Genomic DNA, 17,307 nt, shown 5'->3' on the forward strand with positions numbered 1-17,307 from the left:
TGATGAAGACGGTGAAGAAAACCATGATAGCGCAACAACGCGTCGCTCGGCGATGCTTCTCGACAGGCCCCGTTTCAGCGGCGTATGAACTCAAGGTGGACGCGGGGGAAGTGCGACGCGACGAGGCGCAAGTCGCTCTTGCGGCAAAATTGGATGCCCTGCATGAGTCTCTTGCCTCGCTCCCACCAGTACCCGTGCGCACCAACTATTCGACAGAGAGTAGCTTTACAAGCAGCGGTCCACTGTTACTGGCGCGACCCCTTGCATCCGCCCAGTCCTTTCTTCGAAAGAAGTTCCATTTGTGGTCTTTTGGTCTACCACCGCGAGGCATTTATATTCATGGACCGGTCGGGGTCGGCAAAAGCTTTTTAATGGACCTCTTTTACGCGTCGGTTAATGTTGCTGATGATGATTCTTGCTGTAATCATGACAGCCAAAGCCACAAACACGCAAACATTACCAAACGCCGCGTCCACTTTCATGAATTCATGCTAGACGTCCATCACCGAATCTTTGTCTACAAAGAGAAGCATCCACAAAGTGATGCGATCCCCATCATTGCGCAACAATTGGCACAAGAAGCCCAACTCCTCTGTTTCGATGAATTTCAAGTGACAGACGTTGGCGATGCTATGATTTTGAAGCGACTCTTTTTATACTTATTGGATTGTAATGTTGTGGTGGTGGCCACCTCTAATCGCTCTCCCGATGCCTTATATGAGAGAGGCATTAACCGTTCCCTCTTTTTGCCATTCATAGACATGTTAAAACACACGTTCGACATTATTTCCATGGAGGATTCCCCCAAGGATTATCGACTCGAAACTCGAGCGGATGGTCAATCCTATTTTTGGTCAAACAAGGATGCTCATGGCGATAATAATGGTAATAACAACATACAGGCGCAGTTGGAAGAAATATTTGGTGGCACTGCATCCACAACTGAGGCTGAGGTCATTCACGTTCTCTTCGGTCGCACGGTTCAGGTCACCCGATTAAATGACCGGTGCGCCTGGTTTGACTTTGCCGAGTTGTGCTACCAACCGCTCGGCGCGGCCGATTATATATCCCTCTGTAACCGATTTCCGGTCATCATCATGGACTGCGTACCCCAACTTACCGCCAATCATCTCAACGAAGCGCGACGATTCGTAATCCTCATTGATGCGTGTTATGAATCTCGCACCCGCTTGGTGCTGGCGGCACAAGTCCCCCTCGACGAGTTGTTTGTCGATTTTGAAGCGCAAGTTGAAAGCAGCGATGGAGATGAAGAATTGTTTGTCAGTGAGAAGGGGGGAAACTCGAGTTCCTTTGCGACCACTATGATCCGAAACAAAGAGGGGGAGCATGTTGAGTGGTCGGCAACGGGTCTAATTGGTGTGTCACTGGCACAATTATCGGCCGCCAATGATCTCGCCTTTTCCTTTCGACGAGCCGCGTCTCGGTTGGTAGAAATGGGTGGAAAGGAATGGGGACGGCAATGACGACTTTCTTTAGGGTGCCCTACTAACTAAAAAGTGCCTTGCATCAGTTGCAGCGACAACATCTTAATTTGCTAAAACTTCGGCTTCTTGTGCTTGAATCGCTATGACCACTAACGCTTTCAATTGGCTCAGGTAATGTAAAAGTTCAACAACCTAATTGATTACACGGTGCTACGTAAAATGTAGGACAAATATTTGTATCTATTTTTGTTCGAATATCTGCTTCGTCGGACTTTTTGCCTTTTTTTTAAATGTTGACAGCCGACCTTAAGCTGACATTAGCAAATGTACGCAGTCAGACATTTTTGAGCGATTACCAAATTGTCACCACCGCGCAGGCGGAGGTCTGCTGAAGACACAGACTGTGTGAAAACTCTGTTTTGATCACCTTTTGGTCTAAGCGGCATTTTTATATGATCAATCAATCTAGTTGTTCAGCCTAAACAACTCCTGTTTGAGGTAAAATAAATAGCAGAACAACAATAGAGTGCGCTGCTATGACTCATCACATTAAAGGCCAGGGACGGCATCAAACGACCCTGTTTCCCGAAGCGCTAGATGACTTTGTCTCTGAAGATAACCCGGTTCGTGTCATCGATGTATTTGTTGATGAAATCGATTTGGTTGCATTAGAGTTTGAACGAGTACATGCAAAACAGACAGGTCGACCGGGCTATCATCCTTCAACACTGCTTAAGCTCTATATTTACGGCTACCTTAATCGCATTCAATCATCACGAAGGTTAGAAAAAGAGTCGTATCGAAATGTTGAATTGATGTGGCTGCTTGAGCGTCTAACGCCAGATTTTAAAACGATCGCAGATTTTAGAAAAAACAATGGCAAAGCAATTAAAGGCGTATGCCGGCAGTTTATCGAACTATGCCGTCAGATGAATATGTTTTCTGAATCACTGATTGCCATCGACGGAAGCAAATTCAAGGCAGTCAACAATAAATCAAGGAACTACACGCCAAGCAAAGTGAAATTCCACATCACGCGCGTCGAAAATAGTATTCAAGAGTACCTCGACGGATTGGATAAACAAGACCAAGGCAGTGAGAAAGCGGAAGAAAAAGCATCATCCTCCAAAATCTATTGGCTAAGAAAGCGATTAGCAGAACTCAAAGAAATGGAGAGAACTGTTCAAGAACACCCTGATAAGCAAGTATCACTTACCGATCCTGATTCTCGATTAATGAAGTTGCATCATATGAACAGGCAAGTTTGCTATAACGTGCAAAGTGCTGTGGACACCAAACATCATCTAATTGTCAGCCATGACATTGTTCAGTCTACCGATATGGGGAATCTCACATTAGTCGCTAAACAAGTGCAAAAGGCACTTAATAAGCGGGACATCACTGTTATTGCAGATAAAGGTTATTTTAGTCGCAATGATATTAAGTCATTGGACGATATAGGCGTGACTGCACTTGTCCCTCAAAGTGATACATCAGGAGCTAAGCTCAAAGGCATTTTTAATAAAGCACTGTTTAACTACAACAAGGAAAAGGACATCTATATTTGCCCTGCTGGCGAGGAATTGCAAAATCGAATGCGGGTCTTTGATAGTGGCCTAGAGCAAGATGTTTACTTCAATCATATTGCCTGTCGAGATTGTAATATTCGAGCAAAATGCACCAAAGCGAAACGTGACCCCAGACGCATTGGGTACACGAAAAACTGATAGACACAATGCAAGCGACATTAGATGTGACTCCAGAAACAGCCGTTCTGCGAAAACAAACGGTCGAGCATCCGTTTGGCACCATCAAAATGTGGATGGGGTCGACACATTTCCTAATGCGCAGAATGGATAACGTCAAAACAGAAATGAGCCTGCATGTGTTGGCATACAATCTGAAAAGAATGATATCGATATTCGGAGTATCAAACTTGATATCAGCAATTAGGGCGTAAGTACGTTTTTTTCTTAAATAAAGTCTTAACACCGTCAAAAATCCACTTATTACCAACTTTATAGCCAAATCGGCTACCACTTTTTCTATATACCCGTATTCGAAAAACGGAGCTAGTGAGCAATGGCTAATCAAAAAGCGGCTTAAACTAGGGATAGTCGTAGGTATTTAGCCAGTTTTCACACAGTCTGTGCCATTTGCGGACGTATAAAATAATGTTCGATGGCGAAAAAGTCACCTAGTGTAATCTAAATTATGTGACTAACTTGCCTGCAACGGTTTTGCCAGCTCAGTGAGGACCTCTATAAACCAGTTGAGAGCAGGAGAAGTGCCAAGCTTATTGTGCCAGACAGCCTGCGTTTTAGCATAATTGGTACGAAGATCAAAAGGCAAGGTTTTAGTAGTTATATCATGATGCCGACATATTTGTTTCGCAATATGTTTCGGCGCGGTAAGTATCAGATCGGAGTCAATCAATATTTGTCCGGCTGCAGCAAATTGGTTAATTACTACAGCAACGTGGCGCGTCAGCCCGTAGTCAGCAAGCACATCGTCAATAAAACCTTTGCTGTCGCCTCGCGGGCTTACCAGCATATGCCTTGCTTTGGCATAACGCTCCAGAGTTAATGTTGTGTATTGATTAAGTGGATGACCACCTCTCATTAGGCACACGTAGCTGTCTTTTACGAGCAGGCGTGCATCAAACCGACTTGGTAGAGGGCCAAATGCGCTGATAGCGAGGTCAATTTCCTGTTCATCAAGCATGTCCAGCGCACGGCCCTCCATCAGGCGTAGTTGCAAAGAGATGCCTGGCGCATGCAAACTCAAAAAGTGCGCTACCTGTGGCATCAATACCGACACAAAATAATCGTGGGTGGCAATACGCAAAGTGTGAGTTGAGCTTGCAGGATCAAATGTTGCCGGACTAAGTGCATCCGACAACTCGTGCAGTGAACGATGAATAGCGGGTGCAATGTCGATTGCACGTGATGTTGGTTTCATGCCGCCCGGATTCTTTATAAATAAATCGTCTTTTAGCGCGTGACGCAGTCTTCCCAATGCGTGGCTCACTGCGGGTTGCGACATGTACAAGCTGTCAGCCGCTTTGGAGACATTTCGTGTTTTCATTACCGCATCAAACACACGGAGAAGATTTAAATCTAGCGCATTGAAATTCATTTTGTGCATAACACTTATATGGTCTATTCATTTCAAACATTAAATTGTCTAGCCTACTATTTCAATACCGAAACGGTAAATTCATCAATTGGAGAAATGACATGACAACGTTACAAAACAAAATAGCAGTAATTACAGGCGGAAACAGTGGTATTGGATTGGCAGCGGCACATGCGTTCATTAAAGAAGGGGCGAGAGTGGTAATTTTTGGTCGCAACCAGGATACCCTCGACAGTGCAGTGGCTGAGCTTGGCCCTAAAGCGGTGGGTATACAGGGTGATGTGACGAGTCTGGCTGATCTGGAAAAGTTGAAAGCGGAAACAGAAATGCGCTTTGGTCAAATTGACGTCTTGTTCGCCAATGCCGGCCTAGGAGTATTTGCACCCATCGATAGTGTGGATGAAGCCAGCTATGACAAGCAGTTTGACATCAACGTGAAAGGCGTATTTTTTACAGTACAAACCTTACTGCCACTGCTAAAACATGGCGCAAGCGTTATCTTGACCGGATCAGCGGTACATGAAAAAGGAATTGCAACGGGAAGCCTGTATTTTGCAACCAAAGCGGCGGTACGTTCATTAAGCCGGACACTGGCAGCAGAGCTGGCACCTAAAGGTATTCGTGTGAATAACTTAAGCCCCGGTATTGTTCGCACTAACTTTGCTGATAGAACAAATCTGGCAAATGAAGACTTCGAAGGGTTCATTGACATGGTGGCCTCGCAGGCACCATTACAGCGCCCTGGCACCATGCAGGAGGTTGCCAACGCGGCCCGTTTCCTCGCCAGCGATGAGTCATCCTATATGACAGCGTCTGACGTCGTTGTCGACGGTGGATGGATGAACGTTTAATCATCAATTTTAAAGCGGCACCATGTGCCGCTCTTTAGCTTTAAGGAGAGAGATATGCGCTTTTTCACATTTCTATTTTGTGGTTTTATCAGCTTGTCTATCTATGCGAAACACTCTGATATTGAACGTTTCACTGTGTATTCCAATGTGCACGGCGTGAGCATTTCAACGATTGGTAAGCATAAAGTTAATAGCTTTTGGATTGAGGGTGAAGATGGCGTCATTGTGATTGATACACAATGGTTGTTGTCTGACGCCGACATTGTACTTAACCACATTGCAGATACCGTCTCACAACCGATTACTGATATTCTGATTACGCACCCACATACCGACCATTTTGGCGGAATACAGGCATTCATTGACGCATCACCTCGGAAACCCATAGTGCACGCAGGGTTTGATACGGCACGCTCCATTCAGCATGATGAACAAGGGTTTCTAAGCAGTCGTAAGAAACAATTTACCGACAACATTACCTCGGCAGTTACAATTGACCATGTTTTAGACGACGATCAATCGTTCCAAATTCAAGGTATTGAGTTCAACACCATTACGTTTCGAGGAAATGAGGCGGTGGCAACCACACTCTTTTACATAGCGTCGCATGATGCTCTGTTTACAGGCGATATGGTAAACAATGACACAATGCCTATCTTTTATCAGGGCAATATTGATGGCTGGATCGAACAACTAGAAGCGTTGAAAGACAGATTTCCAGCAGAAACAATATTGTTTCCCGGCCATGGCAAGCCAGGTCGTGCTAACGAACTCATTTCACGCCAGCTTGATGTTTTAAAAACGTACCGAAATAGTATAGCAGCGAGTTTGTTCGAGCACGGTACGGTTAATGTCACCGCCATGGCACAAGACATCATCGCCCGTCATCCAGAATATCGGCAAACCGCTGGCATTGCTTCAGTAAACGCTGTTGTTGAACAAAACATCCTTTGGATACTGGAAGATTGGCGCGTGAAAACATCTTCGGCGAGTGACTTAGAGGGCTTCTGAAAATGAAAAAAAACAGCGATGATTGCGTCGCTGGTTTCTGTCGTCAAGCGAACTAGTATCTCGGTTCGCAGATGTCTGCTACTCGCTCATTGCAGAACCTGAGTTATCTTATCGTCAACTTCCGCTTAACGTACTTTTCAGCTCTACAATGTTAGAGGCTTCTTGAGACAAGTTGCGGACCTTCGCTTTCCTGTGATTAGGCTTGCAAAGAACGTTTCCCTGTCACTGATGAAGATAACAGGCAGGCAGTGAAAAACACCTAACCAAGTATCAGCAAAATAACGGTCCGCAACGCATCATGGGCAGAATCAGCGCCCGGCGGCTATTAAGCACAGGCTCCCCCTCCACTATAACACTAGTGTCCTCACTTCAGTCATCTGCAAACGAAAGGTGGAGAGAACCAGACACATCTGTGTATTCTCAATATCTCACTGGCTCACAGCTATACAAAAAATGTCAGAAATTACGCATTAAAGTAGCACATCTTACTGCGCAAAATTATGCTTGAACGCCTTTGTTCTAAGCTTTAGCTGTTAGTTGCAATGTGTGTCTGTTTAAGTTTAAAAATCACTAATCTTATAAATTTTTATACCAACATTATCTTCATGAGATACGATCAACAAATCTTGATAGACAAATACCCCTTCTACTGTGTCTACTACATCAATCTTATATATATTCTGGATTTCGTCATTTGAAAGTCGGTAAAAGTATAGGAAGTTGCTGTTAGCGATAAAAACACCTTCATTGTGGACAGAGATCCTGTTGATTGCATTTACTACCGATGGACTAGCTGGTTCTTGGAAAATTACTGGTTCTCCTAAACCATTCGAGTCGACACTCATTTTCCACACAGATGAAAATCCGGTAAAAAAGATGAAACCATCTCTGTACTCGATATCACTGCCATAAATCTCTTCAGTCGAAGAATACTCGTCTTTCAGTTCAAATTCAGAGTTAAACAATTTGATATATCTGTTTCCTGATAATCCTTCGAATACAACAAATTCACCGCTTTGAAGTGGAAAGATGTTATCTATGTAGTTGCTCGTTTGATATTTTTCTACTTCGGTACTCCCGCTTTCCTCACTAATACACAATTCCTTAAGCGTATCAGGAGACTCGCCAGAAGTTCCTCTGTCTACCCAATAAACGCAATTTCCATAAGACGCAAATATCGTTGCACTTAAATTGGGTGATGGTTGAGTGGAATACACAGTATCTAATAGGCTCCCCTCTAAACTTTGAATACTCACAGAATTTAGACCTAATATTCCAAGTCGGTCATTTGTCAGCGCCGCTAAATTATTTGCAAGAGAAGCAGTAATTTGCACTTCTGTCTCTACCAATCCGGAGCTGCCGATATCCAAAAGACTAATTCCTGCATTGTGGCTTATTGCTAGAGAGTCTTGGTAAGAAACATAGGTTCTTCCCCCTGGCAACCAAAAGGAATCCACAAAATCCACATTAACTTCGACTATTTCAGGGGAAGTTTGACTACCATTATTATTGCTTTCCGTGCCGTCATCTACGAGGGTCTCTGGGTCGCTATTTGAACCACAAGCATTTAAAAACATTAAAGAAGAAAGAAGAAGAGCTGGAGTTATGCGCATAAATACTCCGTTAGCACACTCACGTTGGTATACTGGTGCTGACGACTACTCTTTTCTGTTTTACTCATAAGATCATCCATTCTAATATTCTCCTAAGGTTTTTAAATCGCGGCTATGAATTTACCTATTAACTTTTCAATAGCGAGTGTCATAATTTTTTTTCATATTTTACGCAAAGCACGATATAGCCACAAAACGAAGATACTCAATACTATGACTAAAGCATAGTCAAACATGTAATTGGTTAATGTCATCAAGCTTCCGGTAATGATAAATGACGCAACGTGCCCGAGAAAAATAGAACCTGTAGATGTGAGCGCTAGAGCTGAAAAGCTAGCAAAACTTAATTTAGATGCTTGGTATATGAGAAACGGAAGGTAGATGACTGTAAGCGCCGAATAAGATACAGCCGTAAAGCTGAAGGAGTTTATCGCTAATCCCGAAAAGTTGTAAATCAACGTACCGGTAAGATACTGAGTAACCGCGAGCATGCAGCAAAATAAGGCTAATTTTCTATTCATTTTAACGATTCCTTTCAATAACATAACACCAAATTAAGCGGCGTTGCCCGCTCTTGGGAATGTTTGCTTAAATTTCCTTGTTAACTTTCATCTTCAATATCAAATTCCAACCTAACCTTCATATCTTTTTGAACTACTGCAACTCCGTCTACAATCTTAGGTTTATACTTCCATTTTCCTAGAGCTCTTATAGCTGCTTTATCCAACATTCCCTGATGAGTAGATTTTATTACCTTAATATTAGCGACATCACCAAGCTCAGTGATGTCAAAAGATAGATCCACCCACCTTTCAGATGTCGGCGCTTCCAATAAATCTGCTTTTTTTGATTCATCTAAACTATCTGCGGTACATATCCCTACAGACATTAATAAAGCAAAGAAAATGACAACCTTAAACATGAATAACCCTCCTTGAAAGTTAACTTTTAAATAAGGGGCGATGGAACGTAGGGTATAATAGCGAAGCGACCCTGCGTGTTAGCGTCTCAACGAGCGACAGCGAGTGACTTTATTTTTTGTTAGGCGGCATGCAGATCTATTGGCTGCACATTATCCAAATTAATGTTTTGTTTCGCTTGCCAAAGTTCATAATTGTCTTGCATGCTAAGCCAACTTTCTGGGCTACGTCCCAATACTTTTGATAGCCTTAAGGCCATTTCTGGCGTTACTGCACTTTTACCCTTTACGACACGATTTAATGTTGAAGCTGCAACACCAAGATGGGTAGCGAGTGTTCTGCAGCTTATACCATGTGGCTCCATGTAAATAGACTCAATAAATTCACCTGGATGTGGTGGGTTATGCATATTCATTAGTGATAATCCTCGTAATTTAAGATGTAAGCATTACCATCCGTGAACTCAAAAGTTACTCTCCAATTACCGTTAACTGATATTGACCAAATGTTAGATCTTTCTCCCTTGAGTTGATGGAGAGAAAAGCCAGGTAGATTAATGTCATCAATATTTTGTGCGGTATGAATTGCTGCTAACTGCATACGAAGTTTTTTCGCATGCTTAGTTTGTATGCCTGAGGTTTTCCCTTTTTCGAAAAAGAGCTTCAGGCCTTTATGTTTAAATGACTTAATCATGATACGAGTGTAGCGCATTGCGCAACGCGGTGCAACTTGACGCCTAACAATTTAGTAGTGCGCAAATTGCGCGTTTTTCTTCCGAGCATGTGCTCGTTTTTATCCATAGTGCCATCATTCAGAGTTTACTGAAAGTCAAAGAGTACAGAGGTTACGCTTAACGAGGGCTAATTACGTAAAGGACAAAAACGCGCGATTGGGTCGTTTTCCTGAATATAGGGGAAAGGCAGCTACAACCGTATACGGAGACAGGCATCTAACTCTCAACAATGACAATATTTTGGGCAGAAACTAGCTCATTGGGTCCTTTAACTAATAGATAACCAACGACCGGTTTACGTACTTTTTGGACAAGTTGAAACGTAGAATAATGACAGAACTGATAAAACCCTTTTTAGGCTACCAACCGCGAATCAATCATCGTGATTCGCTCTACTAATTATAAATAGAGAACCTGCGACCAATATCAACATTGGTAGTAAAAACCACAATTCCTGCATAATAAACTCCTTGTTGAGAACTTTTTCAGCATAGCTTAAAAAATCACCCGCAACCAAATTTTGATGCCAGTAATTACCTCTTAAAACCAGTAGCGGCATGGCAGTATTAATTAGGCGATACGAGCTTTAAAATACTACGTTCAGCCACGCTAATGGTTGAAAATCTCCACCTTGGTGCTACTCTGCGTGCTTTCGCAGAGATGGTTTGCAAAAACAGGCATGGTCGGTCTTTGCCTCTCTCAGCCGCTCTTACTCTAATAGCGCCGTTCTATTTGTGTTAAGTTGCAAAGCGAAGAAAAAGGGCCAGCAGCGCTCCAAAAACTTAAAGATGTCAGAGTGAATATGTCCGCTAATAATACGCAGTTAAAAAAAGAATATTTAGTTGTTGCTCAAAACGCATCAGGCCGTAACTTAAACGTGCCTGTGTATACCTTTTCAGGCAGCAAACCTGGGCCCACTGTTTACATTCAGTCTTCTATTCACGGCGCTGAAGTGCAAGGTAATGTGGTGATTTATCATCTGATCAAGGAACTAAAAAATACCGATATCAGAGGAAAGATCATTTTAGTACCCAACTGCAACCCTGTAGGCACTAATATCAAGTCGGGCGAATACACATTGGGTCGTTTTGACCCTGTCAACGGTACTAATTGGAATCGTGGCTATTTTTACGACCAAGCCGCGGTAGAGCAGTTTGCGAAAACCGTGACACCTGAAGAGCCTGTTGATGTAATTAAACAGCGTTTTCGCGCTCACTTGTTAGCATCAATTGGGAAGAAGCTTGCAGCGCCTTGGGGACTTGGGCTGGCTCAACAACTAAACTTAAAGCTGCAGCAACTTGCGGTAAATGCAGACTTCGTACTCGATTTACATAACGGTCCGGTATCAACGCGGCATATCTATATTCCTGAATACGCAAAAGACAGTGCGTTGCTCTTCAATATTCCTCACAATATTTTTATACCAAATGTGTTTGCCGGTGCACTTGATGAAGCGACATTTTGCCCTTGGTGGACATTACAAGACTCTGTTAGGCAAAATCTAGGGCGAAACATACAGTGTAACGTAGAAGCATTTACTCTTGAGATGGGAAGCCAAGAAGTGATTAACTTTGGCGAGGGCAGTGTGGATGCCCACAGTATATTGAGTTATCTCAATGGCAAAGGCGTATTGGTGGATAGTGATTTTACACCCGCTGAAATGACGAGATTAGGTGTGTATCTGCAAGATTACAAAACCTTATATTCTGATTTTGGCGGCATGGTGGAGTACATTGCCAAGCCTGGGCAAAAAGTGCAAAAAGGTGAGCCGTTAGCACAAATACTCGACATTGATGAATTGGACAATAGCCAAGGCAGCAGGATGTTGCACGCTCCGTGCGATCTTATCCCTATGTTGAATTTTCCTTCAGCCTCAGTATTAAGCGGTACCCAGCTGTTCAAATGTTTCACTAACTACTTTGAGTTGTAAGCTCTTGTTAGCAACCACTACTGTAAGTTCATGCTGATAGCTCAATCTATAGGAGCTGCGCGGTTTGTAACACACCACCAATTCATATTGGTGGTTTTGCTTGCTCATTAACACGGTTGCGTATTTGATTTAGCCCCCACTGCTTTGGCGTTACGCCGTAAAGACGTTTGAAGTCTCTGCTAAATTGTGACGAGCTAACATACCCTACGTCCTCAGCCGCGACGCTTACGTTTGTGCCCTCGGCTATTCTCATTGCCGCATTGTTCAATCTCATCGATTTTATAAACTGAATTGGAGATAGGTTAGTTGCCTGCTTAAATTTGCGATGAAACACCGCTCTGCTCATGCCCACATGACAGGCAAGGTCGTCGATAGTAACGTTATGCTGTATATTTGATGACAAAAAGTCGATGGCACGAGGTATGGCGTTTCCAACTCCAAATGCCCGTCTAGCCGACTCACCCGCTTCACCTTTTAATATGGCGTAATACAGCTCTCTTAAACGGCTCTTGCCCAATATGGGTATATCTTCCGGTTTATCGTCTAACGCTAATAATCGGATGAGTGCGTCGGTAAAGTCTTCATCCCACGCTGCGATGGAAAGCCCTCGGGCATGGCTATTTTCGTTTGTTTTATATCGAGCTGTAGATGTACTTTCCATTTCAATGGCAAGCTCTGTCATCATTCGAGTATCTAACGTGATATAGACACCAATGAGCGGATTGTCGGGTGACGCGCTTGGGGTTCCTGCCTCAACAGGAAGCGGTACGGTGCAACTTATGTAGGCATTGCTATCATAAAAATGCTTTTTGCCATCTAATATAGCTTCTTTATCTCCACTCACAATTGCTGTTATCGACGGTTCATAAACCGCAGGCGCACAGCGAACAGACTCTGTTATCTTAAACAATTTCACGCCGTGAATACCCGTATCTATCAGGCCGTTTTCATTCGCTTTGCTATTTATGATTTGTTTAATTAAGACTTTGCTCATACTTAAAAACTTAATGTTACTTTTTTTATAGAAATACTGGCCAATCTGTAAAGAGTAGGCTGAGTTTATTTCTGTTGATACAAATAGACAATTTTTAAAGAGAATTTGGCCTATTTAGTAATGTGTATAGTCACTATAGTGTCACTTGCTCGGTTTGGTGTCTATGGCGTTTCTTTATCGTTAAGGCACACCAAAGAATTAATGTGATAAAACTTTTTTAAACAAAGGTAAGCGATGACTTCAGATACACAGTTTGGTAAACAAGGGTGGACCCCAGAGCGCTTGAGCTCACTTGAAGGTAAAACCTTTCTCATTACGGGTGCTAATACAGGGGCTGGGTTTCAGGCTACTCGTATACTGCTCTCAAAAGGCGCTAGGGTGGTGATGCTAAACCGAAATGCACAAAAATCTAGTGCTGCAGTCGCAAAATTAAAAAGTGAATTTGGTAACAGTGCAGATGTTGATTTTGTGTGCATGGATTTGGCCGATATGGCGTCCATAAGGCGGGCATCTGAAGACGTACTTAAATTAGTTACGAAGATAGATGCGCTAATTTGTAATGGTGCTATTGCGCAGGTAGCTACACAGCAATTGACTGCTGATGGTTTTGAAAGTCAGCTAGGAGTAAACCATTACGGCCATTTTTTACTGTGCGGTTTACTGTTCAATAGGATTGATGCCTCGCACGGACGGATAGTTGTGGTATCGAGCGAAGGCCATAAGATGGGTTTACGAACTATTCAGTTTGACGATATGAATTGGGATAAAAACTATCACCCCAATAAGGTATACAGTCAAAGTAAACTTGCGCAAATGATGTTTGCTTACCAACTACAAAACAAAGTTCAAGCTGCGGGGAAAAATGTAAAGGTGTATGTGTGTCACCCCGGTGCTTCAAACACCTCGTTAATACGAGAAAGTGCAACTAAGATAACCCGAATGTCTTGGGCCATCATTGTGAAGCTAGGTTTAGCACAAAGCGCAGAAAAAGGCGCATACCCCGAGGTAATGTGCGCAACGGAAGAAAACCTTAAAGAGCGAGCATATTATGGCCCTACAGGTTTTATGAATTTTGGTGGGCCGGTGGGCGAGGGTAAGCTGGAGCCATTTGTTCTAGATAAACATGTAATGACTAAGCTTTGGATGCTGTCTGAGCACGAAACCTCTATGCATTGGGCCATTTAGGCAGCATTGCTTGTCAATGCTCATGGTCAATCAAGACATTGGGCCTGTAAAGCTTGTAAAGCGACTAGATGCTTTTAGAGTGTCTGGCAACGAGCGAGAGTTGGTAAATGCTGTTTATTATAAGTCGCCGACTGTATCACAGCGGGCGACTGCGTTTATCTACTTCAATAATCCTAGAATAACGTTATTGATAAAACAGACAACCCTTATTTGTATGTTGTTATTAGAGAGTATCCGTCCGAGGTAAAGCGACATAATGAACTACATAGTCGCCACCCTCGAATTGTGTTTGCCAATCAGTGCTAGACGCGGCAGTTAATCGAACATTCTCAAGCCGTGCTAACAATAAACTTAATCGTGGGCATTGAATCATTAATATTAGGAAAATCTGTAATGACAATGCTAGAAGCGTGCTACGGCATTCGTGGTGTGTTTGAATCAATCGAATCTGAAGCAGCACTACTTTAAAAGTTAAATCAACTTGATGCTTGCCGTGGCGAGCCTGAAATTAAAAATGGTTTTCTACAGTTTTTACACGAACACTATTTTATTCCCACCGCCTGGAATAAGTTTGATGATGCTCACGTTGTTGAGCTAAACACGCGTTTAACGCAATAATATACTCTTAAAAAGCGTTGTAGCACATCATTGATTTGTATCCCTGTTCTCTAAAAGATAAATCGCTCTCAAACAAGACGAGGAGGATTTATTTAGTTGTAATAAGCTCGCATTTTAATGAGTGTTAACGGCTTGGTTTTTAGAAACTTAGGCTGTTTCATATAAACTTTATATGAATGCGTGATGACAAGCTTTGTCATCTAGAAAAAACTCGGTTGTCGTTCATTTGACATATATTGGCTAGGCTAACTGATGAAAACAATCGATTGTGGTCTGTTGTATAGTTGATGCCGCAATGAGTGATTTGTCGGAGACTACCTTGCTTTTGAACGACGGTCCAAGACAAACTGCGGATGTTGGGCTTGGTGAAGTTGTGATATCAGATCGAATGACGTTAACTGTCAGTAAAAAAGGCATCAGAGCAACTCAAATGCCGCTATTCAGGTAGTTTATAAAGGGCTAAACTTGGTTGCTCGCCCGAAATTTAACACCATAATTCCTAATATAATAATTGCCAAAGGTTGAGGCTCAGGTACATTCACTGTGCGAACAAGAGCTACACCTCGAGAATAAGCCCTGTCAGTATTTATATCGATTATATCTTCTGACATTTCTGCGAGGCTTCCCCAGTCTTGGAAATTTCCTTCACCGATAAATTGGACATCATCGTAAACCCGAGCTAGTTTGTATTGACCATCATTATCGTTATCGCTACCAAAATAAGCTGCCGACATTTGCAAGCAATCAGCAGCACCACAAGTCCCTTCGAAAGGCCATGCTTGGGCTGTGTCAGAAAATAGGCTCACAAATTTTAGTTCAGGATCATTTTCCCAGTCTTCTATTGCAATACCATCAGTTGAACCGTCGTAGGTTTGTGGTGCATTCTCCTCAGAAGTCCAAATAAATTGACCGTAGGAAAGTTCAAAGGCATTAAATAATTCAGCAATTTGACTGTTTGTTGCCAATACCCAATTTTGACCTTTAAATGCAGTTAAAGCTTCAGAGATAGACATTCCCGTTGTTTGGTCCCATTGAAGCCACTCTAGGGCGCCATTGGATACAATTTTTTTATTTGTATCTAAAGTGTAACCGTTATGGGTTATTAGAGTTGCATTAGCGAGACCGCAAGGCAGAATTAAACTCAAAGCAATCAAAAAGGACTTCATTTTAGTCATTCCATAATAAAAAATTTCTCTTACTCAAAAAGTAAAGCAAATTTCAAGCCGTTCAAGTACCGCCGTTTATTTATCTAATAGTATTTAATTTCTAGTTTAGAAAATACTAACATTGTAAAAAAAATCGACAGTATTTGGGAGTACTGTGAAGTTCCGGTTCACGGTACCCCTCAGTTGCTTAATCAAGAACAACTGTAAGTCAGCTTGGCCTGACCCTCATTTTAAAAAGAATAGCGTTATCGAGTATATGTTCTTATTGTCTTGAGATTCGGCGATGCGATCATTCTTATCTAACACTGCGTATAACGTTTTTATGAACACCTTTTCCAAATATCTTTATTGCAAGCAGCACTGCACCTCGTCTGTTTGCAAAAAGAGCGAAAAGAACAACGCATTCAAATTTTTAGTTTGTTCTGCCACTAGGGCAGTAGAAACAGTTTGTTTAGATTAGGAGATAAAGCATTGACTACATCGTCAGAAAGCTCAATACCACAACAAGAGGAAAATACTTCTTCAGCAATTCAAAGCGTTCTTGAGAGGCGTTTTGAGGCAGCATTAAAAAATGCGTTTATTGGTGATGCCTTGGCTATGCCGGTTCACTGGTATTACAACCCGGGTGATATCTTCAAAGCGTTTAACGGCGGCATTGTAAAGTTTGAAGATGCACCTTCATATCATCCCTCGTCAATAATGTCTCTGCACTCTACCAGTGAAGGGGGCAGGGCAAGGGCGTCGCGTCAGGCTAAAAAAGAGATTGTTGGTGATGTGATTTTGAAAGGTAAACGGCAATATTGGACTGGCGCGAATCAACATTACCATCAAGGTATGAAGGCCGGTGAGAATACGTTAAATGCCCATTGCGCCAGAGTAATGTTGAGGTGTTTATCAAAGGGCTATCAGCGCGACGAATTTCTAGACGAATATATAAAAATGCTAACCGCTAGCCAGCCGCAACACCCTGACACCTACGCTGAGTCTTATCATCGCGGTTTTTTTGCCAATTTAGAGGCTGGAAAGCCTGCACATCAATGCGGTGCAGTAACCCATGATACTGCCTCAATAGGTGGGTTTGTTACCATTGCGCCACTTGCGCTCAGCGCGGCTGTGCGTGGTGACGAACTGAACGCGACACAAAGAGTATGCAGAGAACACTTAATGCTAACTCACCCTAGTGATGATTTAGCCATGGTGTGCGATTTCTATGTTGAACTGATATTTCGACTATTGCACCAAGAAGGCGAATCGGCGCAGGAGATACTCGAAGATATTGCTACACGCTCAATGGGGTTATCTTTGCCTAAATTAGTTGCGAAAAAGAAAAGTGACATGGAAGTGGTGGGGCATACCTATTCACCAGCGTGCTATATCTCAGGTGCGTGGCCGAGTATTCTTTACTTCGCTTATCGCTATAGTGATGACAGCAAAAAAGCACTGCTCGCTAATACTAATGTGGGCGGAGACAATGTGCACAGAGGCTTTGTGCTAGGCAGTATCGTAGGGCTTATCGATGGAGAGCCAATTGACAGTCTTTACAGTGAACTAAGCGATGCAGAGCAATTGAGTACTGAAATTAGCCATGCGGGCAAGCCCCTTTGATAAATGCGTGTCTTTTTGATTAGTCTTTTTGACTTGGCTTTTAAACAGGCTTTTCGATAGATAATTTCTAATAGAGCAATGCCAACTTCAAGCGCCTT

At 42.7% G+C, this 17,307-nt stretch carries 16 protein-coding genes and 1 pseudogene; 9 read left to right on the forward strand and 8 right to left on the reverse strand.

What is annotated here, in order from left to right; genetic code table 11:
• Positions 1–23: 23 nt before the first annotated feature.
• Positions 24–1,484 carry a cell division protein ZapE gene (gene zapE / locus V7R39_RS05740; protein ID WP_334029182.1) on the forward strand — a complete coding sequence of 487 codons (1,461 nt, stop codon included), beginning with the start codon at positions 24–26 and terminating at the stop codon, positions 1,482–1,484.
• Positions 1,485–1,981: 497 nt separating this feature from the next.
• Positions 1,982–3,405 (forward strand): annotated as a pseudogene (locus tag V7R39_RS05745) (IS1182 family transposase).
• A 260-nt stretch (positions 3,406–3,665) separates the two neighbouring features.
• Here V7R39_RS05745 and V7R39_RS05750 read toward each other — a convergent pair.
• Complete coding sequence (locus tag V7R39_RS05750) at positions 3,666–4,592, reverse strand: LysR family transcriptional regulator (protein WP_334029184.1); 927 nt, start codon at positions 4,590–4,592, stop codon at positions 3,666–3,668.
• A gap of 92 nt (positions 4,593–4,684) precedes the next feature.
• On the opposite strand from V7R39_RS05750, the gene V7R39_RS05755 reads away from it, so the two are divergent.
• Both V7R39_RS05755 and V7R39_RS05760 read left to right on the forward strand, forming a co-directional pair.
• Positions 4,685–5,434, forward strand: a complete 750-nt coding sequence (locus V7R39_RS05755; protein WP_334029186.1) for an SDR family oxidoreductase — start codon at positions 4,685–4,687, stop codon at positions 5,432–5,434.
• A 54-nt stretch (positions 5,435–5,488) separates the two neighbouring features.
• Positions 5,489–6,445 (forward strand): MBL fold metallo-hydrolase, encoded by a 957-nt coding sequence (locus V7R39_RS05760; protein ID WP_334029188.1) that lies wholly within the window; start codon positions 5,489–5,491, stop codon positions 6,443–6,445.
• Positions 6,446–7,005: 560 nt separating this feature from the next.
• Here the strand turns inward: V7R39_RS05760 and V7R39_RS05765 are convergent.
• The 5 genes from V7R39_RS05765 to V7R39_RS05785 form a co-directional block, all read right to left on the reverse strand.
• Positions 7,006–8,058, reverse strand: coding sequence for a hypothetical protein (locus V7R39_RS05765; RefSeq protein WP_334029191.1), 1,053 nt, complete (start codon positions 8,056–8,058; stop codon positions 7,006–7,008).
• Between the two features lie 161 nt (positions 8,059–8,219).
• A complete protein-coding gene (locus tag V7R39_RS05770) occupies positions 8,220–8,579 on the reverse strand; it encodes a hypothetical protein (RefSeq protein WP_334029194.1) in 360 nt (119 codons plus the stop codon).
• Between the two features lie 80 nt (positions 8,580–8,659).
• A complete protein-coding gene (locus V7R39_RS05775) occupies positions 8,660–8,980 on the reverse strand; it encodes an energy transducer TonB (protein ID WP_334029197.1) in 321 nt (106 codons plus the stop codon).
• 119 nt (positions 8,981–9,099) lie between these two features.
• Positions 9,100–9,393 (reverse strand): HigA family addiction module antitoxin, encoded by a 294-nt coding sequence (locus V7R39_RS05780; RefSeq protein WP_032095616.1) that lies wholly within the window; start codon positions 9,391–9,393, stop codon positions 9,100–9,102.
• Complete coding sequence (locus V7R39_RS05785) at positions 9,393–9,671, reverse strand: type II toxin-antitoxin system RelE/ParE family toxin (protein ID WP_071981396.1); 279 nt, start codon at positions 9,669–9,671, stop codon at positions 9,393–9,395. Before V7R39_RS05785 ends, V7R39_RS05780 begins: the two co-directional genes overlap by 1 nt.
• A gap of 842 nt (positions 9,672–10,513) precedes the next feature.
• Here V7R39_RS05785 and V7R39_RS05790 point away from each other — a divergent pair.
• A complete protein-coding gene (locus V7R39_RS05790) occupies positions 10,514–11,641 on the forward strand; it encodes a succinylglutamate desuccinylase/aspartoacylase domain-containing protein (protein ID WP_334029204.1) in 1,128 nt (375 codons plus the stop codon).
• 82 nt (positions 11,642–11,723) lie between these two features.
• Here the strand turns inward: V7R39_RS05790 and V7R39_RS05795 are convergent, their stop codons facing one another.
• Complete coding sequence (locus V7R39_RS05795) at positions 11,724–12,635, reverse strand: AraC family transcriptional regulator (protein WP_334029206.1); 912 nt, start codon at positions 12,633–12,635, stop codon at positions 11,724–11,726.
• A gap of 234 nt (positions 12,636–12,869) precedes the next feature.
• Here V7R39_RS05795 and V7R39_RS05800 point away from each other — a divergent pair, with 234 nt between their 5' ends.
• The 3 genes from V7R39_RS05800 to V7R39_RS05805 all read left to right on the forward strand — a co-directional run bounded on the left by V7R39_RS05800 (position 12,870) and on the right by V7R39_RS05805 (position 14,886).
• Complete coding sequence (locus V7R39_RS05800; RefSeq protein WP_334029208.1) at positions 12,870–13,820, forward strand: SDR family oxidoreductase; 951 nt, start codon at positions 12,870–12,872, stop codon at positions 13,818–13,820.
• A gap of 318 nt (positions 13,821–14,138) precedes the next feature.
• Positions 14,139–14,288 carry a capsular polysaccharide export protein, LipB/KpsS family gene (locus tag V7R39_RS17800; RefSeq protein ID WP_353681585.1) on the forward strand — a complete coding sequence of 50 codons (150 nt, stop codon included), beginning with the start codon at positions 14,139–14,141 and terminating at the stop codon, positions 14,286–14,288.
• Between the two features lie 445 nt (positions 14,289–14,733).
• On the forward strand, positions 14,734–14,886 hold the full coding sequence (locus tag V7R39_RS05805) for a hypothetical protein (RefSeq protein ID WP_334029211.1): 153 nt from the start codon (positions 14,734–14,736) through the stop codon (positions 14,884–14,886).
• A gap of 1 nt (position 14,887) precedes the next feature.
• Here the strand turns inward: V7R39_RS05805 and V7R39_RS05810 are convergent, their stop codons facing one another.
• The gene (locus V7R39_RS05810; protein ID WP_334029213.1) at positions 14,888–15,604 is read right to left on the reverse strand and encodes a hypothetical protein; all 717 of its coding nucleotides are present in this window, start codon (positions 15,602–15,604) and stop codon (positions 14,888–14,890) included.
• Positions 15,605–16,132: 528 nt separating this feature from the next.
• Here V7R39_RS05810 and V7R39_RS05815 point away from each other — a divergent pair.
• Entirely contained in the window at positions 16,133–17,209 is a 1,077-nt protein-coding gene (locus V7R39_RS05815; protein WP_438823524.1) for an ADP-ribosylglycohydrolase family protein, read from the forward strand.
• Positions 17,210–17,307 lie beyond the last annotated feature (98 nt).

It is taken from the genome of Alteromonas sp. P256 (assembly GCF_036864455.1).
GTDB lineage: Bacteria > Pseudomonadota > Gammaproteobacteria > Enterobacterales > Alteromonadaceae > Alteromonas.